Annotated in this window: 23 protein-coding genes; 18 read left to right on the forward strand and 5 right to left on the reverse strand. The window is 65.9% G+C overall.

What is annotated here, in order from left to right:
* The first annotated feature begins 18 nt into the window (after window positions 1-18).
* The 11 genes from AAFN89_RS14295 (at window position 19) to AAFN89_RS14345 (ending at window position 9,840) form a co-directional block, all read left to right on the forward strand.
* Window positions 19-2,928: a monovalent cation/H+ antiporter subunit A gene (locus AAFN89_RS14295; RefSeq protein WP_347539747.1), complete on the forward strand. Its 2,910-nt coding sequence runs from the start codon at window positions 19-21 to the stop codon at window positions 2,926-2,928.
* Entirely contained in the window at window positions 2,928-3,269 is a 342-nt protein-coding gene (locus tag AAFN89_RS14300; protein WP_347539748.1) for a Na+/H+ antiporter subunit C, read from the forward strand. The genes AAFN89_RS14295 and AAFN89_RS14300 overlap by 1 nt, the downstream gene beginning before the upstream one ends.
* Window positions 3,266-4,912, forward strand: coding sequence for a monovalent cation/H+ antiporter subunit D (locus AAFN89_RS14305; RefSeq protein WP_347539749.1), 1,647 nt, complete (start codon window positions 3,266-3,268; stop codon window positions 4,910-4,912). Before AAFN89_RS14300 ends, AAFN89_RS14305 begins: the two co-directional genes overlap by 4 nt.
* Window positions 4,909-5,388: a Na+/H+ antiporter subunit E gene (locus AAFN89_RS14310; RefSeq protein WP_347539750.1), complete on the forward strand. Its 480-nt coding sequence runs from the start codon at window positions 4,909-4,911 to the stop codon at window positions 5,386-5,388. Before AAFN89_RS14305 ends, AAFN89_RS14310 begins: the two co-directional genes overlap by 4 nt.
* A complete protein-coding gene (locus tag AAFN89_RS14315; protein ID WP_347539751.1) occupies window positions 5,385-5,666 on the forward strand; it encodes a K+/H+ antiporter subunit F in 282 nt (93 codons plus the stop codon). The genes AAFN89_RS14310 and AAFN89_RS14315 overlap by 4 nt, the downstream gene beginning before the upstream one ends.
* Window positions 5,663-6,043: a monovalent cation/H(+) antiporter subunit G gene (gene mnhG, locus AAFN89_RS14320; RefSeq protein ID WP_347539752.1), complete on the forward strand. Its 381-nt coding sequence runs from the start codon at window positions 5,663-5,665 to the stop codon at window positions 6,041-6,043. Before AAFN89_RS14315 ends, mnhG begins: the two co-directional genes overlap by 4 nt.
* Before the next feature lie 160 nt (window positions 6,044-6,203).
* Window positions 6,204-7,259 carry a diguanylate cyclase gene (locus tag AAFN89_RS14325; protein ID WP_347539753.1) on the forward strand — a complete coding sequence of 352 codons (1,056 nt, stop codon included), beginning with the start codon at window positions 6,204-6,206 and terminating at the stop codon, window positions 7,257-7,259.
* 268 nt (window positions 7,260-7,527) lie between these two features.
* Window positions 7,528-8,067: an AAA family ATPase gene (locus AAFN89_RS14330; RefSeq protein ID WP_347539754.1), complete on the forward strand. Its 540-nt coding sequence runs from the start codon at window positions 7,528-7,530 to the stop codon at window positions 8,065-8,067.
* 61 nt (window positions 8,068-8,128) lie between these two features.
* The gene (locus AAFN89_RS14335) at window positions 8,129-8,863 is read left to right on the forward strand and encodes a metallophosphoesterase family protein (protein WP_347539755.1); all 735 of its coding nucleotides are present in this window, start codon (window positions 8,129-8,131) and stop codon (window positions 8,861-8,863) included.
* The gene (locus AAFN89_RS14340; protein WP_347539756.1) at window positions 8,863-9,363 is read left to right on the forward strand and encodes an N-acetyltransferase; all 501 of its coding nucleotides are present in this window, start codon (window positions 8,863-8,865) and stop codon (window positions 9,361-9,363) included. The genes AAFN89_RS14335 and AAFN89_RS14340 overlap by 1 nt, the downstream gene beginning before the upstream one ends.
* An 18-nt stretch (window positions 9,364-9,381) precedes the next feature.
* Entirely contained in the window at window positions 9,382-9,840 is a 459-nt protein-coding gene (locus tag AAFN89_RS14345) for a GFA family protein (protein WP_347539757.1), read from the forward strand.
* A gap of 197 nt (window positions 9,841-10,037) precedes the next feature.
* Here the strand turns inward: AAFN89_RS14345 and AAFN89_RS14350 are convergent, their stop codons facing one another.
* Window positions 10,038-10,619, reverse strand: coding sequence for an NAD(P)H-dependent oxidoreductase (locus AAFN89_RS14350; protein ID WP_347539758.1), 582 nt, complete (start codon window positions 10,617-10,619; stop codon window positions 10,038-10,040).
* Window positions 10,616-11,113: a GNAT family N-acetyltransferase gene (locus tag AAFN89_RS14355; RefSeq protein ID WP_347539759.1), complete on the reverse strand. Its 498-nt coding sequence runs from the start codon at window positions 11,111-11,113 to the stop codon at window positions 10,616-10,618. Before AAFN89_RS14355 ends, AAFN89_RS14350 begins: the two co-directional genes overlap by 4 nt.
* A gap of 165 nt (window positions 11,114-11,278) precedes the next feature.
* On the opposite strand from AAFN89_RS14355, the gene AAFN89_RS14360 reads away from it, so the two are divergent.
* From AAFN89_RS14360 to AAFN89_RS14380, 5 genes are all read left to right on the forward strand, one after another.
* A complete protein-coding gene (locus tag AAFN89_RS14360) occupies window positions 11,279-11,602 on the forward strand; it encodes a hypothetical protein (RefSeq protein WP_347539760.1) in 324 nt (107 codons plus the stop codon).
* 56 nt (window positions 11,603-11,658) lie between these two features.
* Window positions 11,659-11,910 carry a type II toxin-antitoxin system Phd/YefM family antitoxin gene (locus AAFN89_RS14365; protein WP_347539761.1) on the forward strand — a complete coding sequence of 84 codons (252 nt, stop codon included), beginning with the start codon at window positions 11,659-11,661 and terminating at the stop codon, window positions 11,908-11,910.
* The gene (locus tag AAFN89_RS14370; RefSeq protein WP_347539762.1) at window positions 11,907-12,356 is read left to right on the forward strand and encodes a type II toxin-antitoxin system VapC family toxin; all 450 of its coding nucleotides are present in this window, start codon (window positions 11,907-11,909) and stop codon (window positions 12,354-12,356) included. Before AAFN89_RS14365 ends, AAFN89_RS14370 begins: the two co-directional genes overlap by 4 nt.
* Window positions 12,357-12,653: 297 nt before the next feature.
* Window positions 12,654-14,933: a UvrD-helicase domain-containing protein gene (locus AAFN89_RS14375; RefSeq protein WP_347539763.1), complete on the forward strand. Its 2,280-nt coding sequence runs from the start codon at window positions 12,654-12,656 to the stop codon at window positions 14,931-14,933.
* Between the two features lie 73 nt (window positions 14,934-15,006).
* A complete protein-coding gene (locus AAFN89_RS14380) occupies window positions 15,007-15,174 on the forward strand; it encodes a hypothetical protein (protein WP_347539764.1) in 168 nt (55 codons plus the stop codon).
* 182 nt (window positions 15,175-15,356) lie between these two features.
* Here the strand turns inward: AAFN89_RS14380 and AAFN89_RS14385 are convergent, their stop codons facing one another.
* Together AAFN89_RS14385 and AAFN89_RS14390 are read right to left on the reverse strand one after the other, a co-directional pair.
* Window positions 15,357-16,196, reverse strand: coding sequence for a hypothetical protein (locus AAFN89_RS14385; protein ID WP_347539765.1), 840 nt, complete (start codon window positions 16,194-16,196; stop codon window positions 15,357-15,359).
* The gene (locus AAFN89_RS14390; RefSeq protein WP_347539766.1) at window positions 16,193-16,708 is read right to left on the reverse strand and encodes a sigma-70 family RNA polymerase sigma factor; all 516 of its coding nucleotides are present in this window, start codon (window positions 16,706-16,708) and stop codon (window positions 16,193-16,195) included. The genes AAFN89_RS14385 and AAFN89_RS14390 overlap by 4 nt, the downstream gene beginning before the upstream one ends.
* Before the next feature lie 181 nt (window positions 16,709-16,889).
* Between AAFN89_RS14390 and AAFN89_RS14395 the strand changes: the two genes are divergently transcribed.
* Both AAFN89_RS14395 and AAFN89_RS14400 read left to right on the forward strand, forming a co-directional pair.
* The gene (locus tag AAFN89_RS14395; RefSeq protein WP_347539767.1) at window positions 16,890-17,300 is read left to right on the forward strand and encodes a DUF4168 domain-containing protein; all 411 of its coding nucleotides are present in this window, start codon (window positions 16,890-16,892) and stop codon (window positions 17,298-17,300) included.
* 150 nt (window positions 17,301-17,450) lie between these two features.
* Window positions 17,451-18,347, forward strand: coding sequence for a 50S ribosomal protein L11 methyltransferase (locus tag AAFN89_RS14400; RefSeq protein WP_347539768.1), 897 nt, complete (start codon window positions 17,451-17,453; stop codon window positions 18,345-18,347).
* Window positions 18,348-18,358: 11 nt separating this feature from the next.
* Here the strand turns inward: AAFN89_RS14400 and AAFN89_RS14405 are convergent, their stop codons facing one another.
* On the reverse strand, window positions 18,359-18,652 hold the full coding sequence (locus tag AAFN89_RS14405; RefSeq protein WP_347539769.1) for a DUF1127 domain-containing protein: 294 nt from the start codon (window positions 18,650-18,652) through the stop codon (window positions 18,359-18,361).
* Between the last annotated feature and the right edge of the window lie 201 nt (window positions 18,653-18,853).

An 18,853-nucleotide genomic window follows, 5' to 3' on the forward strand; every position in this document is an offset into this window, starting at 1 on the left:
GAGGCGCCGACACGTGGGATGACCGATGCGCTACTGATTCTCCTGGTCATCCTTCCCTTCGCGGGCGGCCTTGTCGCCGCGACCCTGCCCCACAGCACACGGAACGCCGAAGCGTGGATGGCCGGGGTAGTCGCCCTTGGCTGCGCCATTCTGGCGGCTGCGGCTTACCCCGCCATATCGGCGGGAGAGGTTCTTCGCGCCGAGATTGAGTGGCTGCCCTCGCTGGGGCTGAACTTCACCCTGCGGATGGACGGCTTCGCCTTGCTGTTCGCGATGCTGGTGAGCGTCATCGGCTTCCTGGTCGTCCTTTACGCGCGGTATTACCTGGCGCCCGAGGACGCGGCGGGGCGGTTCTTCTCATATTTCCTGGGGTTCATGGGCTCCATGCTTGGCATGGTGCTTTCGGGGAATCTCATCCTGCTGGTCATCTTCTGGGAACTGACCAGCGTCTTCTCGTTCCTCCTGATCGGATACTGGTACCACAACGCCAACGCACGGGACGGCGCACGGATGGCGTTGACCGTCACGGGCATAGGCGGGCTGGCCCTGCTGGCCGGCGTGCTGGTGATCGGCCACATCGTCGGAAGCTACGATCTCGATCGTGTGCTGGAGGCGGGCGAACAGATCCGGTCCCACGATCTCTACGTGCCGGCGCTTGTCCTCATCCTGATCGGCGCGCTGACCAAGAGCGCCCAGTTCCCGTTCCATTTCTGGCTGCCCAACGCGATGGCCGCGCCGACCCCCGTTTCGGCGTACCTCCATTCCGCGACCATGGTGAAGGCCGGCGTGTTCCTGATGGCGCGGCTATGGCCGGTCCTGTCGGGAACGCCGGAATGGTTCTGGATCGTCGGCGTCGCCGGGCTGAGTTCGCTTCTGCTCGGCGCCTATTTCGCGATCTTCCAGCAGGACATAAAGGGACTTCTGGCCTATTCCACGATCAGCCATCTGGGCCTGATCACGACGCTGCTCAGCCTCGGCAGCCCGCTGGCCGCCGTGGCGGCGATCTTCCATATGATGAACCACGCCACCTTCAAGGCGTCGCTGTTCATGGCCGCCGGCGTCATCGACCATGAAACCGGCACCCGCGACATGCGCAGGCTGAGCGGCCTCCGACGATACATGCCGATCACCACGACGCTGGCCGTGGTGGCAAGCGCCGCCATGGCCGGGGTGCCGCTGCTCAACGGCTTCCTGTCCAAGGAAATGTTCTTCGCCGAAGTCATCGAGACTCACGCCGATTCCATCCTCGACACCGCAACGCCCTATATAGCGTTGCTGGCCAGCCTGCTCGGCGTCACCTATTCGCTGCGTTTCGTCCATTGCGTGTTCTTCGGGCCCGATCCGGTGGATCTGCCCCGGACGCCCCATGAGCCCCCGCGCTGGATGCGCTTCCCGATCGAATTTCTTGTGCTGGCGTGCCTGGTGGTTGGAATCGTGCCCGCAGTGACGATCGGTTCCTTTCTCGACACCGCCGTGATGGCCGTTCTGGGGCCAGAGATGCCGCCGCACAGCCTGCGCGTCTGGCACGGATTCACCATACCGCTGCTGATGAGCACGATCGCGCTCGTCGCGGGGGTGGTCCTGTACCGCCTGTTGAAAAGCTATCTTGCCAGTTGCCCGGACGGCGCACCCTTCTTTCGTCGCATGAACGGCCAGCGCATCTTCACTAGCGTCATGGTGACCCTGTCGTGGAAATGGGCGAGGGCGGCTGAAAAATATCTCGGCGCCCGCCGCCTCCAGCCGCAGCTTCGGCTGCTCGTGCTCATCGCCCTCGTGACGGCCTTCTGGCTGCTTTACACACAGGGGTTCGACCCCGGCGGAATCTCATTGGCGGGGGGCGATTTGGGGCTGGCGCTGGTCTGGACGGTGGGCGCCGTTTGCGCGGTCTGCGCCGCCTATCAGGCGAAGTTCCACCGGCTGGCCGCGCTGGCGCTTCTGGGCGGCGCCGGCATCGCCGTCTGCATCACCTTCATATGGTTTTCCGCGCCCGACCTGGCCGTGACCCAATTGCTGGTGGAGATTATTACCTCGGTGCTGATCCTGCTTGGGCTGCGCTGGCTGCCCAAACGCTCCCCGGAAGCGGTGGCCGTCAGCGTCAGGGTAAGGTTGCGACGCTATGGCGACCTCGCGATGGCGGTCGCGGCCGGCGTGGGCATGACGCTCATATCCTACGCCGTGATGACGCGGCCGGCGGGCGAAACGATTGCGGATTTCTTCCTTGAACGCTCCTATACCGAAGGTGGCGGCAGGAATGTCGTGAATGTGATCCTGGTCGATTTCCGCGGCTTCGACACGATGGGCGAGATCACCGTGCTGGGTATCGTCGGCCTGACGGTGTTCGCCTTGCTCCGCCGTTTCAGGCCGGCGCCGGACAGTGTCGACCGGCCGGAGCAGCAACGGTATCTGCAGGCCTTTGAAGAAGCCCAGCCAGGCCGCGAAGTCGGGGAGACGGTCAGCGACTATCTCATGATCCCGTCGGTGATCATGCAGTGGCTCTTTCCGGTCATCATCGTGCTGGCGGCGCATCTTTTCCTGCGCGGGCACGACCTGCCCGGCGGCGGTTTCGTAGCCGGCATCGCGATGACGATCGCCTTCGTCCTGCAATACATGGCCGCCGGGACGAGATGGGTGGAGGAACGGCTGCGCGTCCTGCCGCTGCGGTGGATGGGCTTCGGTATGATGTTTTCGGCATTGACCGGGGCGGGGGCATGGCTGCTGGGATATCCGTTCCTGACATCCCATGCGCGCTACGTGGAGCTGCCGTTTATTGGGGAGGTTCCGTTCGCCACCGGCAGCCTGTTCGACTTCGGCGTCTTCTCCCTGGTCATGGGCTCCACGGTCCTGATGCTGATCGCGCTGGCCCACCAATCGATCCGCAGCCTCCGCGCCGCGCGCATCGCCGCGACGCCCGAGGCGGAGGAAACGTGATGGAGGCCATCCTCTCCCTCGCCATCGGCGTCCTGGCCGGGTCCGGGGTGTGGCTGCTGCTGCGGCCGCGCACCTATCAGGTCATCATCGGGCTGTCGCTGATCTCCTATGCGGTCAATCTTTTCATCTTCAGCATGGGGAGGCTCCGCATCGACGCGCCTCCGGTGCTTGGCTCCGGATCGAATGTCGATCCGGCGGCCTATACCGACCCTGTTCCCCAGGCGCTGGCGCTGACGGCGATCGTTATCGGCTTCGCGACGACGGCATTGTTCCTTGTGGTGTTGCTGGTGTCGCGCGGTCTGACCGGGACCGACCATGTTGATGGCAGGGAGCGGGGATGACCGGGAACTGGACGGATCATCTCATGATCGCGCCGATCCTGCTGCCTCTGGTTGCGGCCGGCGCGCTGCTGTTCATGAACGAGCGTCGCCATGCGCGAAAGGCGATGGTGAGCGTGGGCGCGGTCCTGGGGCTTCTTGTCGTTTCCATCGCGCTGCTGCGCTCCGCCGCCGGCACCGGGCCGGGCCAGCCCGCCGCCATGGGCGTCTATCTGCTGGGCAACTGGCCGGCGCCGTTCGGGATCGTGCTGGTGGTCGATCGGCTCTCGGCGATGATGCTGGTTCTGACGTCTGTCCTGGGACTGGCGGCGCTGGTGTTCGCGCTGGCGCGCTGGAGCAAAGCCGGCCCCTATTTTCATAGCCTTTTCCTGTTGCTCCTGATGGGGCTGAACGGGGCCTTCCTGACCGGCGACCTGTTCAACCTCTTCGTCTTCTTCGAGGTGCTGCTGGCGGCGTCATACGGTCTGGTGCTGCATGGTTCGGGCCTGGTGCGGGTCAAGGCGGGGCTCCACTACATCGCGATCAACCTGGCTTCATCGTTCCTGTTCCTGATCGGCGTCAGCCTGATCTACGGCGTCGCGGGCACGCTCAACATGGCTGACCTTGCCGCGCGGATCCCGACGGTGGCGGCGGAGGACCGGATGATGCTGGAAGCCGGCGCGGCCCTCCTCGGGGTCGCCTTCCTCGTCAAGGCCGGCATGTGGCCGCTCAATTTCTGGCTGCCCACGACCTACAGCGCCGCCGCCGCGCCGGCCGCCGCGATGTTCGCGATCATGACCAAGGTCGGAATCTATATCCTGCTGCGCCTGTCGCTGCTGCTGTTCGGCGATGGCGCCGGAGCTTCGGCCGGGCTGGGCGGCGACGTGCTGCTGATCGGCGGGCTGGCCACGCTGTCGTTCGGGGCGATTGGCGTACTGGCGTCCCAGGCCATGGGGAGGCTTGCCGGATACAGCGTGCTTGTTTCCAGCGGCACCCTGCTGGCCGCGATCGGGATCGGCAATGCCGGCGTGACCGCCGGCGCCCTGTTCTATCTGGTGAGTTCGACGCTGGCGATCTGCGCCTTCTTTCTGCTGATCGAACTGGTCGAGCGCGACCAGAACCCCGCCGCCGACATCCTGGCCGTGACGATGGAAGCCTTCGGCGACGACGATGACGAAGAGGAAGCGGAGGAAGAGGTAGGCATCCCGTTTCAGGCCACCATGGCGATCCTCGGCATAGGCTTCGCCGGCTGCGCCCTGCTGTTGGCGGGGTTGCCGCCGCTCTCCGGCTTCATCGCCAAATTCGCCATCCTGACCGCCATCTTCAATCCCGACGGCATCGGCGGGGGCGTCCTCGTCTCGACCGTGACCTGGACCTTCACGGCGCTTCTGATCCTGTCCGGCCTGTCGGCCCTGATCGCCATGACCCGGGCGGGCGTTCGCACCTTCTGGGCGCCGGTCGATCGCACCGTGCCGCGCGTTCATGCGGTCGAGATCGCGCCGGTCGCCATGTTGCTGCTGCTGTGCGCGGTCCTGACCGTGGCGGGCGGGCCGGTGATGGAATACATGGATGAGACCGCCCGCTCGCTCCACGCGCCGGAAGGCTATGTCGACGGCGTCCTGACCGCCGCGCCCATCGAGGGGCCGGCGGTAGGGGAGGGCCGATGAGCCGTTTGCTGCCCTACCCCCTGCTGACGCTCTCGCTGCTGGTCATGTGGATCCTGCTCAACGGATTCACGCCCGGCCACGTCCTGTTGGGCGGGGTGATCGCGATCTTCGCGTCGTGGGCGATGTCCCTGCTGACGCCCGCGAAACCCAGGCTGCGCCGGTGGGACCTTATCCCGAAGCTGGTCGGAACCGTCCTGATCGACGTCTTCCGGTCGAACGTCGCGGTGGCCCGGCTCATCTTCCAGGCGCGCGCGCCGGCGTCGGGCTTCGTCGCTGTCCCGTTGGATTTGCGCGACCGGACGGCCCTGGCCGTCCTGGCCTGCATCATCACCAGCACGCCCGGCACGGCGTGGGTGGAGTACGATTCGGTGAGCAGCGTGCTGCTGATCCATGTCCTGGATCTGGCTGACGAGGCCGCCTGGATAGACACCGTCAAGTCCCGCTACGAGAGCCTTCTGATGGAGATTTTCGAATGAGCCTCGCCATCCTGACCTGGTCCGTCGGCATCGCGCAGGTCCTGCTCGGCCTGGCGATGGTGTGCACGGTTTACCGCCTCGTTCACGGCCCGAGAGCGCAGGATCGCGTGCTGGGTCTCGACACGCTCTATGTCAACTCCATGCTCCTGCTGCTGACGTTCGGCATCCGCACGGGAAGCACGCTCTATTTCGAGGCGGCGCTGGTGATCGGGCTGCTGGGCTTCGTTTCAACGGTTGCGCTGGCGAAGTTCCTGATGCGCGGGGAGGTGATCGAATGACCCATGCCGCCGACATGCCGGTCTGGGCTGCGCTGCTCATCGCGTTCTTCCTCCTGGCCGGATCCGCCCTGACCCTCGCCGGGTCGATCGGCCTAGTGCGGCTGAAGCGGTTCTATGATCGCCTCCACCCACCGACGCTTGGTTCCAGCGGGGGTGTGATCGGTATCGTCATCGCCTTCACGCTATTCTTCTCGATGCTGGAATCCACGCTCGTCCTCCAGGCCTTCCTGATCTTCGTCTTCGTGGGCGTCACCACGCCCGTGACCTTCATGCTGCTGGCGCGCGCCGCCCTGTTCCGCGACCGGGCGGACGGCAGCGGCGATGTGCCGGCGGCGGCGCGGCGGGAGGGCGAGGAGCCGCCGACCGCGCAGGCCTGAACCATCCCGAGCACGGGATCGGCTATGAAGATCGCATTTGGCTCTAATTAATCCTCCCTTCACCATTCCTGATTAACGTTGCGGGGCGAAACGAACAGGGTCGATGCCGCCCGCGTCAGCGATTGCGGCGTCCGTCCGACCGGCCAGGGACAAAGAAGCCGTGCCGAGCAATACCGATCGGGACTCCATCCGGCGCATCGCCGATATTGCGATGTCGCTGATGGCCGCCAACGAGGTGCCGCCCACGCCTCAGAACTACAGCGTCTGGTACGCCTACGCCGCCGGCGGCGAAAGCGACCTTGTCCGCGCGATCGACATCCTGCTGTCCAACGATCAGGGCTTTTCCGACGAACGCAACGCCGACCTTCATCACCGCTTCTTCGGGCAGGACCGGGAAGGCGAGACGCTGCGCCAGGCCAGCGCCCGCATCCAGGAGGCGCTGGAGGCTGTGATGGCGGTCATCACCAGCGCCGACGGCCGCGCCCGGCGCTATGGCGACGATCTTGCCGCGCTGACGGACGATCTGGAGGCGGTGCACGATTTCCGGCGGCTGCGGGAGGTCGTGGACAGGCTGGCGGCCGAAACCCAGGCGATGTCGGACCATAACCGCCGCCTCGGCCAGGAACTGTCAGACACCTCCCAGAAGATGGACAAGATGCGCCGCGATCTGGAAGCGGTGCGCCGGGAGGCGGCGACCGACAATCTGACGGGCCTGCCCAATCGGAAGAGCTTCGATTTGATGCTGCGCCATGCCGCGGCGGCGTCGATGGAGGGCGGCGCGGCGCTGTCGCTGCTCATGGTCGATATAGACTGTTTCAAGAAGTTCAACGACAGTTACGGCCACCAGACCGGCGACCAGGTGCTGAAGCTGGTCGCCAGGGTGCTGCGGGATTCGGTCAAGGGCCGCGACACCGCCGCCCGCTATGGCGGCGAGGAATTCGCGATCGTGCTGCCGGACACGGCGATCGAACAGGCCGTCGTCCTGGCGGAGCAGATCCGGTCGCGCATGGCGTCGCGCAGCATCGTCCGGCGCGATACGGGGAAGGCGATGGGATCGATCACGCTTTCCATCGGCGCGGCGCAATACCATCACGGCGAAGGGCTGTCGGCGCTGATCGGCCGCGCCGACGCCGCCCTCTACGCCGCCAAGGATGGCGGCCGCAACCGCGTGACAGCCGAACTCCACCCCGCCCACCAGGTCAGGATGGTCGGGTAGGGCGCATTAGGGCGAATGTCGCCGGATTGGCGTCGGTACGCGATTTGCGTATTTTGCGCATGCTTGATGGAGCATGCGTCATGTCTTTCGAACGGCAGATTCTTGTGGTCGGATCGCTTCCCGATGATGTCGTCGCGGATATCGAGGCGGCGGAATACGGCACCATTCCTAAATGTCTGCCGATCCTCGACCGACAACGGCCGAGGCGCGGTCACTTTCGACTCCGATCGATGATCGCCTATCTTGCATGGCTTCGCGGGAGGGAGCCATGACCGTCAGAAACCGGCCGATGCTGATAGCGTTCAGCGGATTGCCCGCGACCGGCAAGACGAGCCTCGCGCGGGCCGCGGCGCTCGCGCTGGGCGCGGTCCATGTGCGCGTCGACACGATCGAGCAGGCGCTGCGGTCGGTCGTCGGCGGAGAGGTCGGGGAGGAAGGCTATGAGGTCGCCTTCCGCGTCGCCGCCGACAATCTCAGGCTCGGCCATATCGTCATCGGCGATTCGGTCAACGCGCTGAAGATCACTCGCGACGCCTGGCGGACGGTCGCCGACTGTCTCCAACTCCCTTGCGCGGAGGTCGAAATCGACTGCTCCGATTCGGAGGAACACCGTCGGCGGGTGGAGAGCCGGGCACCCGACATAGAGGGGCTGGCGCTCCCCGACTGGCGGCAGGTCGTCGAACGGGAGCGCGAGCCCTGGGACAGGCCCCGCATCGTGATCGACACGGCGGGCCGGACGATGGAGGCCTGCGCGGCGGAGCTTCTGGCCGCCCTGCGGCCGATGCTCAGCCCTTCCGGCGAACCATGACGAGGTCCGGACGGCGACGTCGCCCTTCACGGCGGGCCTGATCTTCATTTACCGTCGCCTCATGAGAATCGCCGTCATTTCAGACATACACGGGAATCTGGCTGCACTCGACGCCGTGCTGGCCGACATCGCCCGGCGCGGTGCGGACGCGACCGTCAATCTGGGCGATCTTCTGTCCGGCGCGCTCCGGCCGGCGGAGACCGCCGACCGGCTGATGGCGCTCGACATGCCGACGATCCGGGGAAACCACGAACGCCAGATCCTGACCTTCGAACCTGAACGGATGGGCTATTCCGACCGTCACGCGGCCGAAGCGATCGATCCCCGTCACCGCGAATGGCTGGCCGGCCTGCCGGAGACGCTGCGCCTGTTCGACGACGTCCTGCTGGTCCACGGCACGCCGGGCAGCGACCTGACCTATTTCCTGGAGACGGTGGAGCGGACGGGCTGCCGCCCGGCGATGGAGGCCGAGATCGCGGCCCGCGCCGCCGACGCCGACGCCTCCCTCATCCTCTGCGGCCATTCGCATATCCCAAGATCGGTGCGGCTGAAGGGTGGCCGCCAAATCGTCAATCCGGGCAGCGTGGGCCTCCAGGCCTTCCGGGACGATCATATCTATCCGCACAACATGGAGACCGGCTCCCCCCATGCCCGCTACGCGATGATCGAGCGTACCGGCGAGGGCTGGTCGGTCGAACTGCTGAAGGTCTCTTACGATTGGGAAGGCGCCGCTGCGCTGGCCGAAGCCAACGGCCAGCCGGAATGGGCGCGGGCGCTCAGGACGGGGAGGGTCTGATGGAGATCAGGGAGGAACGGCCGGAGGACATCCCGGCGATCCGGCAGCTCGTGGAAGAGGCGTTCCGGCCGCAGCCCTACAGCAACAAGCGGGAGCATTTCCTGCTGGACGATCTGCGGGAGGATGGCGCGCTGACGGTCGCCCTGGTGGCGGAAGAGGCGAGCGAGGTCGTGGGGCAGGTCGCCTTCTCCTTGGTTCGGATCGACGGCCGGGAGGGCCGCTGGCACGGCCTCGGCCCAATCGCCGTCCGGCCCGACCGGCAGGGGCGAGGAATTGGCGCCGCGCTGGTCCGCGCCGGCCTCGACCGACTGAAGGCGCTGGACGCGGCGGGGTGCGTTCTGCTGGGTGAACCCGCCTTCTACGGCCGCTTCGGCTTCAAGGCGGACTCCCGCCTGCGGCTGGAGGGCGTCCCGCCGGAATATTTCCTCATCCTGCCCTTTGCCGAAGACGTGCCCCAGGGCGCCGTCGAATACCATCCGGCCTTCTCGAAGGCAGGCTAGCAATCAGGGAGAGACGATATGGCTGACGTGAAGTTGCCGATGGAAGGCACGTGCCGGTGCGGACAGGTGCGCTTAAGGATCACCGCCCCGCCGCTCGCGACGGCCGCCTGCCATTGCACCGGTTGCCAGCGCATGAGTTCCAGCGCCTTTTCCCTCACGGCCATTATCCCCAGCGAAGGCTTCTCGGTCATCCAGGGGGAGCCGGTGGAGGGCGGCCTCCAGGGAGGCGAAACCCACCACTATTTCTGTCCGCGATGCATGAGCTGGATGTTCACCCGCGCGGAAGGCATGGACGAGTTCGTCAATATCCGCCCGACGATGCTCGAGGATCCCACCGCCCTCTCCACGCCCTTCATCGAAACCTATGCCAGCGAAAAGCTCCCCTGGGCGGTCACGGGCGCCAGGCACAGCTTTGAGACATTCCCGCCGATGGAGGCGTTTGGACCGCTGATCGCGGAGTATGCGGCGCAATCGTAAGCCGCGTCCGGAACCGGATTCACGGGCAGCTCGCCATGCGCTGCCTTTGAAGGACCGTCTGGCCCGCGCCAAGGCGCTCGCCGACGCAATGGGGCCGAACGATCCTGATTTCGACATGAAGGCCTATACCGACGAGATGTGGAACGACGCCTGATGTTTCGCTCATACCAATCTCGCCTGGCAGGTAGGTATTGGGTTCAGTAAGGCGTTCCCTCGGCGGCGCGTTTGGCCGCCAGCGCCGTGGCGTACCATTCGAATTCATCCAGGAAGCGCGTCGCCGCCTTGTCTATCCAGGGTTCGGCGGCCTCGCCATCGTCGGAAAGCGCCTTGCCGATGGAGGGAATGGCGAGGACCGAGGGCAGGCTCGGCATGCCCAGCTCGGTCAGGATCGTCCTCAGCGCGACCGCCGCGCGGACGCCGCCGAACCGGCCGGCCGAATAGGACATGATGGTCGACGGCCGCCAGAAATATTCCTCTAGGAAATGGTCCAGCAGGTTCTTCAGCGCCGGCGGGACGGACTGGTTGTATTCCGCCGTCACGATGACGAAGCCGTCCGCGCGCCGGTAGAGCGTCGCCAGCTCCTCCAGCACCGGCGGGGCCGAACCGGCCGAATGCTCCTTGTACATCCGGTCCAGCAGCGGCAGTTGCTTCTCAAGCGGATCGACCAGTACCGCCTCGTGGCCCCGCTCTTCCAGCCGCCTGACGATGTAGCGGGCGGCCTTGATGCCTTGCCGGTCGGATCGGACGGACCCGAGGATGACGGGGACGACAAGGCTCATGTGACGCTTCCTTTCCCTTCGGCCGCCAACCGGTTCAGATCGTCGCCGGTCGCCCGATAGTGCAGCCATTCATCCATATGCGCGAATCCCAGCGCATCGTAGAAGCCGCGCGCGGGATTCCAGTCCAGGACGCTGAGGTCCAGGCGGCGGCAGCCGCGTTCGACGGCCAGGGCGGCGACGGCGGAAACCAGCTTCCGGCCCAGCCCCGTGCCCCGCGTCTTCTCGCTGACATAGAGGTCCTCAATATGGATGCCGGCCCGCCCTTCCCAGGTGGAGTAGTTGTGGAAGAAGAGCGTGAATCCCTCTACCGCACCATCCATCTCCGCGACCATCGCCTCGAATTTCGGCGAGACGCCCCAGCCGTCGCGCAGCAGATCGTCCTCGGTCGCCTTTACCTGATCTTCCGCCTCCTCGAACCGCGCCAGTTCGCGGATCAGGCCCAGGATGGCGGGAACGTCGTCGGGCGTGGCGGTGCGGATCGCTGTTCGGGTCATGGGCTCTGGCATGGTGACGGAGCGACAGGCCGCCAGAGCTAGCATCTATCGGCCGAAGCTTGAAGCAGGAGAGGCCAAGAAAACGTCATCCTGAGCCCGTCGAAGGATGTGGGGCCCGCATGGTTCGACAAGCTCACCATGAGGGGAAGGAACGAGCCTTTCTCCTTGTTGGTCATTCCGGCCCCCGAGCCGGAATCCATAGATCGTCGCCGCCTCACCGGCGGCGAAGGAATGGGTGCGGTCCCGGCGTCCGTCGGCACCGCATGGATGCTGGATCAGGTCCAGCATGACGTTGTTTTTTTTGGTCATTCCAGACTTGATCTGGAATCCATGGGCCAGCGCCGCTTCACCGGCGGCGAAGTCCCGATGTCGCCCCGCCGGCCATCGACGCCGTATGGATGCTGGATCGGGGTCCAGCATGACGGTGTTCAGGGCAGAATCCTCATCATGACTCGATCCTGGAGCCAGCATTGGCCGGCCGGTGCTTGAAACCGCCCGATAGCCGCCCTATTGTGACCTCACGTGGTCACATGACGGAGCCGGCCATGAAATCCTTCCAGGTCCGGGAAGCGAAAGCCAAATTCTCCGCGTTGATCGATGCGGCGGAACGAGGACAGCCTACGACGATCACGCGTCATGGAAGGGCGGCGGCGGTCGTGGTCCCCGTCGATGACGCCCGGCGGCTCTACCACGATGACGGGCCGTCCTTCGCGGCGACGCTGCTCGCCTTCCCGGGATTCGGTCTCGATCTTGATTTCGAACGCGACCAGAATCCCTTGAAAGAGGTGGACCTTTGACCGCCGGCTATCTGGTCGATGCCTCGGTATTATCCATGCTGGCGCCCGACAGGCCGCCAATTCCCGAGGATATGGCAGCCTGGTTGGAGACCAATGACGAGCGGCTCTACCTTTCAGCCATCACCGTGGCGGAGATCGAACAGGGAATATGCAAGCTGCGCCGCCTAGGCGGCATTGAGCGGGCGCGCCGGCTGACGGAATGGCTTGACGACCTTCAGGCGCGGACAGGCGATCGTGTCCTGGCTGTGGATTTCCATGTGGCCAGGGCGGCGGGAATCCTTTCCGGCAACGCCGTCTCCATCGGCCGTCATCCGGGATTCCCGGACGTGGCGATCGCCGCCACCGCCATCGTTCACCAATTGACGCTGCTGACCAGGAACGGAAAACATTTCGCGTCGCTGGACGTGGACTATCTCGATCCATTCGAGACGCCGCCCGTTTCGTAGAATCCGAAACCCGCCATGAGAGGAGAGGCGCGTACCTCCCCTCCTCGTCATTCCGGACTTGATCCGGAATCCATGGGCCAGCGCCGCTTCGCCGACGGTGAAGGAACGGCCACGGTCTCGACCTCGACTCCCCGTAGGCGGGAACCTCGCCGATGCAGGTTTTCAACAAGCCGGATGTAGGATATAATTCCTGAAACGATGCGGCGCGAGAGTCGGAGGATGATGACGAATGATGACAAATGATGACACTTGCATACGGAAATTTATCGACGGACGGTTCGTGCTATAGGAGCCGGCATGTCCCGAACCTGGTCCGATGATCCCCTGAACGAGGCCGCCGCCGCGCCGGTCGACGCTTTCCCCTATCTCGACGGCCTCAACGCCCCGCAGCGGGAGGCTGTGGAGGCGCTGGACGGGCCCGTCCTGGTGCTGGCGGGGGCCGGCACCGGCAAGACCCGCGTGCTGACCACCCGCCTCGGCCACCTGCTGATGACCAGGCGCGCCTGGCCCAGCCAGATCCTGGCCGTCACCTTCACCAACAAGGCGGCGCGGGAGATGCGGGAGCGCGTCTCGACGCTGGTCGGCGGGCCGACGGAAGGCTGGTGGATGGGCACCTTCCACGCACTGGCCGCCCGCATCCTGCGCCGCCATGCCGAAGAGGTTGGGCTGAAATCCAACTTCACCATCCTGGACACGGACGACCAGATCCGTCTGGTCAAGCAGTTGCTGGAGGCGGAGCAGGTCGATTCCAAGCGCTGGCCGGCGCGCATGATCCTCGGCACGTTCGAACGCTGGAAGGATCGCGGGCTGACCCCCGCGCGGCTGAAGCCGGAGGATGGCGGCGACGTTGCCGGGGGCCGGGTGGTGGCGCTCTATCATGCCTATCAGGAAAGGCTGCGGTCGCTGAACGCGTGCGATTTCGGCGATTTGCTGCTGCACAATTTGACCCTCTTCGCGAAGACCGAGGAGGTGGCGGGCAAGACGCGCTTCCCGATCCTGGAGGAATACCAGAACCGGTTCCGCTACATACTGGTCGACGAATACCAGGACACCAACTCCGCCCAATACCAGTGGCTGCGCTATCTGGCGCAGGCTCGCCGCAACATCTGCTGCGTCGGTGACGACGACCAGAGCATCTATTCCTGGCGGGGGGCGGAGATCTCCAACATCCTGCGGTTCGAGCAGGATTTCCCCGGCGCCCGCGTGATCCGGCTTGAGCAGAACTACCGCTCCACCGACCAGATATTGGGCGCGGCCTCCGGCCTTATCGCCCACAATCAGGGCCGGCTCGGCAAGACGCTGTTCACCACCGCCGATGGCGGCGAGAAGATCGTCGTCCGCGCCGTCTGGGACGGAGAGGAGGAGGCCCGTTGGGTGGTGGAGGAGATTGAGGCGCTCCAGCGCAAGAACGTCTCGCTGGACGAGGTCGCGATCCTGGTGCGTGCCGGCTTCCAGATGCGGGAGTTCGAGGAACGGTTCATCACCACCGGCATGCCCTACCGCGTGGTCGGCGGCCCGCGCTTCTATGAGCGGCTGGAGATCAGGGACGCGATGGCCTATCTGCGCGTCATAGCCCAGCCGGACGACGATTTGGCGTTCGAACGGATCGTCAATACGCCCAGGCGAGGCATCGGCACGGCGACGCTCCAGACGCTCCATCAGGTCGCCCGCGCGGCGCAGGTTCCACTGACCGAGGCGACCTGGCGGGTGGTCGAGACGGACGAGTTGAAGCCGAAGGCCAGGAACGCGCTGCGCGCCCTGATGACCGACATCGACCGCTGGCGCGACATGGCCGGGAAGATGCCGCATCCCGACCTCGCGCGCATCGTGCTGGACGAAAGCGGCTACACCGCCATGTGGCAGGCCGACAAAACGCCCGAGGCGCCGGGGCGGCTGGAGAATCTGAAGGAGCTGGTCGCCGCGATGGAGGAGTTCGAGACGCTGGGCGGCTTCCTGGAACATGTCTCGCTGGTCATGGACACCGAAGGCGCGAAGGGGGAGCCGATGGCGACCCTGATGACCCTCCATGCCGCCAAGGGTCTGGAGTATGAACATGTCTTCCTGCCGGGGTGGGAGGAAGGGGTCTTCCCCAACCAGCGCGCGCTGGACGAAACCGGCATCGCCGGGCTGGAGGAGGAACGCCGGCTGGCCTATGTCGGCCTGACCCGCGCGAAACGCCGCGCCTACGTGACCTCCGCCGCCAACCGGCGCATCCACGGCACCTGGCAGAGCTCCATCCCCTCCCGTTTCGTCGAGGAGTTGCCGGCCGATCATGTCGATGTCCAGAGCGATAGCGGCCTGGGCGCGGAGCCCCGCTCCGGATTCGCCTTCCCCAGCCAGCGGTTGGGCGGGTTCATGCGCAAGGCAGCCCCGACGATCGAGGGCACGGCCTATGCGGTGGAGGAACGAGCGCGGCCGGACAAGCCCTTCGCCGTCGGCGACCGGGTGTTCCACCAGAAATTCGGTTACGGCACGGTGCGCGGGACGGACAATGACAAGCTGGCGATCGCCTTCGATCATTCGGGGGAGAAGAAGGTGATGGACAGCTTCGTCGTCCCCGCGGATCGGGCGGGATGATTTTTTGAACCGGAAGCGGAACCGACCGATCCGCGCGGTGTCAGTCTATATGTGCGGCACGAGGACGGCCCTGATGGCCGTCGCCGCGAGATTGAGAAAAGAGGATCACACCATGCGCAAGATGATCATTCTGGCCGGTGCCCTTCTGGCTGCTGTCACGCTCAGCGCGTGCAACGAGGGCGGCGGTGACGGCGCGGCCCCCGAACAGTCCGCGCCGACCGCTCCGGCGACGCCGCAGTAAGCCGGCGCTCCTGGTCCTTGAAGCGAACGGCCCGCCGGGCAACCGGCGGGCCGTTTTGCTGTCTGCTGTTTCGTAGGACAGTCCCCTTTTCCTAGCTTCTCTCCTCATGGTGAGCTTGTCGAACCATGTGTGCCCACACCCTTCGACTGGCTCAGGGTGAGGAGAACTGAACGGGGGAAACCTCAGAGGTGGTCGACCTCCATCGTCGGCGCGGGCAGCACCTCCAGGCCGGGCGACACGGCGGCGGGCGCGGCCGTGGAGCCGTCCGGGACGGCGAGCGACTGCCTGCCGGCCGCTTCGGTCATGGATGGTGACTGCGCCTGGATGACCGTGGATAGCTGGCCCAGCATCGCGCCGGGGCCGGTCAGCGCGTAGGCGTAGGAACCGTCGACCCAGTAGAGGCCGCCGCCCTGGGGGGAGGCAAAGGGGCGGGGATCGGCCAGCCCCTGATGCAGATGGCCGCGCTGAAGGACGACGGGGCCGTTGGGGCCTTCGTAATAAAGGCGTTCGATCTGGCCGATGGAACCGTTGTGGACGGTCCGGCCGACCATCTCATAGCCCAGCGCGCCCAAATCCGGCGTGGAGCCGGTGGGAACCGGCGCGGCGGGCGAGGCCGCGAGGGCCACCGGGGCCATCTGGCCGGTCGCGGCGTCGGTCAGGAACATGGTCATGGGGGAGGGCGGGATCTCAGGCTCGCCCCTCAGCCACCAGCCGCCATAGCCGGCGGTCACGGTCAGCGCGATCGCCGCCGCCATCTTTACCGCCGCCGGCGCGACGGACCGCCTGAACGACCGGTCGGGACGCTCCAGCGGCGTCAGCAGGCGCTTGGGGATCTCCTCATGGAAGGCCGCCATGTAGGTTTCCCGGATCGCCGCCCGATGGGCCTGGAAAATCTCCACCCGCTCCGCCTGCTCGGGATTGTCGCGAAGATAGCTCGCGACCTCCGACCGCCGGGACGGGTCGAGCAGATCGTCGGTAAAGGCCTGGAGATCCAGTTCCGTGATGGTGCTGGAGGTCGTCATTTGACCCTCCTCAACAAGGGTGTCGGTCTGGTCGCCACCAGGGTCTCGCGCAAGGCGTCGCGTCCCCGCGACAGCCGCGACCGCAAGGTGCCGACGGGAATGTCCAGGATCCAGGCGGCCTCGTCGTAGGGCATGCCTTCCAGGCTGACCAGCAGGATGGCGTCGCGCTGCGCCACGGGCAGCCGCTCCAGCGCCTCCCCCACGCGCTGGCATTCGATGCGGCTTTCCTGGGAAGCCGGGGCCACCGGCTCGGGCACGGATTCCTCGTCTATGGAGCGCACCGCCGGTCGCCGGGACAGCGTCCGGCGGTGGTTCAGATAGATGTTATAGAGCATTCGGAACAGCCAACTTCTAAGCCGCCCGCTGCGCCGCCACAGATGACGCTTGCGCAGCGCCCGCTCCAGGCAGTCCTGCACAAGATCGTCCGCCTCGTCCGCGCTGCGGGTCAATGCCCGCGCATAGCGGCGAAGGTGCGGGATTTCCCGCGCGATCATCCATTTCATGTCGCTCATCTGGGGGCGTCTCCGCCGGATTGTCCGTGCCTGTTAATAAAGACAACGAAAAGCCGATTCCGGTTCCGTTGGGACAAACTTCGGACCTTGAAATTCCACGGGGAACCGGCGCCGAACCCTGGTGTCGGTTAGGTCAGCGGCGGGCGTTCGCCCGTCCTCATCACAGATGGAGTTGACGCCAATGACACGGCTTTACCGTACCCCGCTGACCGCGGCCGCCGTGGCCCTGACCCTTTCCTTCGGGGCGGCTCCCGCCCTTGCCCAGGAAGCGACGCCGCCCCAGACAACGCCTCCGACCACGACCGCGCCGGCGGCGAACTTCGACGAAGCAACCCTTCAATCCTATGTCGATGCTTCGGTGAAGCTTCAGGATATCGGACAGGAATGGGAAGGCCGCATGGCCGAAGCCGGCACGCCCGAGGAGATGACCGATCTCCAGGCACAGGCCGAGGCGGAGATGGTTTCCGCCGTGGAGGCCGAGGGGCTGTCGGCGGAGCAGTATAACGAGATCACCCGCGCCGCCCAGGAAGATCCCGATCTCTACCAGCAACTGACGCAGATGATCACGGAGGCCGACCAGCAGGGCGGCTGACCCCCTTGATCCAGAATTTCCTCCGGGGGTTCGCTTCGGCGGACCCCTTTTCTGTGCCGGCCGTGGTTCGCCTTCCGGTTTGATTGCGTGCGGGGGCGGGGTTCGGGTAGGCATCTGCCTATTGTCGCCTCACCCGTTCGAAGGAAACCCATGGTCCATACTGAAGGCCCGCCGGCCTGGCGCGTTTCGGCGCTGGTCCCGTTCCGGGCGCTGGCGGCGTTCGAGGACGCTTTCGCCGAGGATTTCACCACCGTCTCGACCTTCGAGGTCGAAGAGGACAAGATCTGGGTGGTCGAGGGGTTTTCGGCGAAAAAGCAGGATACGCGGCCGCTGGCGCTCCGCCTCGCGCTGCTGGCCTCGGCCATGGGCGTTCCCGAACCCGTTCTGGAACAGGAGCGCCTGCCCGAAACGGATTGGCTGGCGGCCAGCTATCGTTCCTTCCCGCCGATCCGGATCGGCCGCTTCTTCATCCACGGGTCCCATGTCGAAGGCGGCGTTCCCGCCTCGGCGATCGGGCTGCGCATCGACGCCGCCACGGCCTTCGGTTCGGGGGAGCATCCGACGACCGAAGGGTGCCTGCTGGCGATTGAGAGACTGGGGAAGAAGATCGCCGTCGCCCGCGCGCTGGATATGGGCTGCGGCACCGGCATCCTGGCCTTCGCCGCCGCGCGGATCTGGGGGGCGTCGGTGCTGGCGGCCGATGTCGATCCCGAATCGGTCCGGGTCGCCCGGATCAACGCGCGGGCCAACCGGGTGGCGGACCGGGTGCGCGCGATCGTCAGCGACGGCTATGCCGGCCGCGAGGCGCCGGAGGCGGGGCCTTACGACCTGATCCTGGCCAACATCCTGGCGCGGCCGCTGACCAAGATGGCGCCCGACCTGGCCGCCAATTTGAAGCCCGGCGGCTTCGCGATCCTGTCAGGCCTCCTGTCCTGGCAGGAAACGCAGGTCAGGAACGCCCACCGCGCCTGCGGCCTGACGCTGGCTGACCGCATCACCATCAAGGGATGGACGACGCTGGTCCTGCGCAAGCGCCAGGCCCGATAGCGGGGGAAGCCTTACGCGACCTCGGCCGCGGGGGCCGCGCCGGCCTGGTTGGCGTTGGCGGCGGGATGGATCGAGCTGTCGGGGTTCAGCGCGCGGATGCTCTGCGGCCCCTGAAGGACCACGGTTTCCACCAGCGCGCGGGTCAGCCCGATATCCTCAAGCTGCCGGTCGGACAGGTTCATCAGCTCGCGGTAGGCGATCCGGCGGTTGCGGTTCCGGACGCCGAAACCGAACGAGCGCCGGAACGCGTCGAACGCCGAATTGAGGAAGCCGCTGCGGGCGGGGAGGGCGGTCTGGAAAGTCATCGTCCTGAAGCCTTGGAAATCACTGCTGCTGCGGCGCACAATGCACCGCCGCATCCTTATGGTGGGTTAAGCTTCGGCCTTCCGATTCAGCTATTTTTGCAGCGCAGCAATTCGAGCGCCGCATGACGCATGGTATGGCGGCCGGCCGGCTGCCATCTTGCGCGCCCGGCAGCCCCTCTCTAGCCTGCCGCGAACGCGCAG

It is taken from the genome of Inquilinus sp. CAU 1745 (genome assembly GCF_039839375.1).
In the GTDB taxonomy this organism is placed as follows: Bacteria; Pseudomonadota; Alphaproteobacteria; order DSM-16000; family Inquilinaceae; genus JBDOQU01.

Bases quoted from the DNA above. Each gene is read 5' to 3' on its own strand.
- AAFN89_RS14300 (WP_347539748.1), top strand. From the start codon at position 2,928: ATGGAGGCCATCCTCTCCCTCGCCATCGGCGTCCTGGCCGGGTCCGGG.
- AAFN89_RS14405 (WP_347539769.1), bottom strand. From the start codon at position 18,652: ATGACTTTCCAGACCGCCCTCCCCGCCCGCAGCGGCTTCCTCAATTCG.
- AAFN89_RS14315 (WP_347539751.1), top strand. From the start codon at position 5,385: ATGAGCCTCGCCATCCTGACCTGGTCCGTCGGCATCGCGCAGGTCCTG.
- AAFN89_RS14335 (WP_347539755.1), top strand. From the start codon at position 8,129: ATGAGAATCGCCGTCATTTCAGACATACACGGGAATCTGGCTGCACTC.
- AAFN89_RS14380 (WP_347539764.1), top strand. From the start codon at position 15,007: ATGGCCGTCGCCGCGAGATTGAGAAAAGAGGATCACACCATGCGCAAG.
- AAFN89_RS14340 (WP_347539756.1), top strand. From the start codon at position 8,863: ATGGAGATCAGGGAGGAACGGCCGGAGGACATCCCGGCGATCCGGCAG.
- AAFN89_RS14355 (WP_347539759.1), bottom strand. From the start codon at position 11,113: ATGACCCGAACAGCGATCCGCACCGCCACGCCCGACGACGTTCCCGCC.
- AAFN89_RS14330 (WP_347539754.1), top strand. From the start codon at position 7,528: ATGACCGTCAGAAACCGGCCGATGCTGATAGCGTTCAGCGGATTGCCC.
- AAFN89_RS14345 (WP_347539757.1), top strand. From the start codon at position 9,382: ATGGCTGACGTGAAGTTGCCGATGGAAGGCACGTGCCGGTGCGGACAG.
- AAFN89_RS14350 (WP_347539758.1), bottom strand. From the start codon at position 10,619: ATGAGCCTTGTCGTCCCCGTCATCCTCGGGTCCGTCCGATCCGACCGG.
- AAFN89_RS14400 (WP_347539768.1), top strand. From the start codon at position 17,451: ATGGTCCATACTGAAGGCCCGCCGGCCTGGCGCGTTTCGGCGCTGGTC.
- AAFN89_RS14365 (WP_347539761.1), top strand. From the start codon at position 11,659: ATGAAATCCTTCCAGGTCCGGGAAGCGAAAGCCAAATTCTCCGCGTTG.
- AAFN89_RS14295 (WP_347539747.1), top strand. From the start codon at position 19: ATGACCGATGCGCTACTGATTCTCCTGGTCATCCTTCCCTTCGCGGGC.
- AAFN89_RS14395 (WP_347539767.1), top strand. From the start codon at position 16,890: ATGACACGGCTTTACCGTACCCCGCTGACCGCGGCCGCCGTGGCCCTG.
- AAFN89_RS14375 (WP_347539763.1), top strand. From the start codon at position 12,654: ATGTCCCGAACCTGGTCCGATGATCCCCTGAACGAGGCCGCCGCCGCG.
- mnhG (WP_347539752.1), top strand. From the start codon at position 5,663: ATGACCCATGCCGCCGACATGCCGGTCTGGGCTGCGCTGCTCATCGCG.
- AAFN89_RS14310 (WP_347539750.1), top strand. From the start codon at position 4,909: ATGAGCCGTTTGCTGCCCTACCCCCTGCTGACGCTCTCGCTGCTGGTC.
- AAFN89_RS14385 (WP_347539765.1), bottom strand. From the start codon at position 16,196: ATGACGACCTCCAGCACCATCACGGAACTGGATCTCCAGGCCTTTACC.
- AAFN89_RS14390 (WP_347539766.1), bottom strand. From the start codon at position 16,708: ATGAGCGACATGAAATGGATGATCGCGCGGGAAATCCCGCACCTTCGC.
- AAFN89_RS14305 (WP_347539749.1), top strand. From the start codon at position 3,266: ATGACCGGGAACTGGACGGATCATCTCATGATCGCGCCGATCCTGCTG.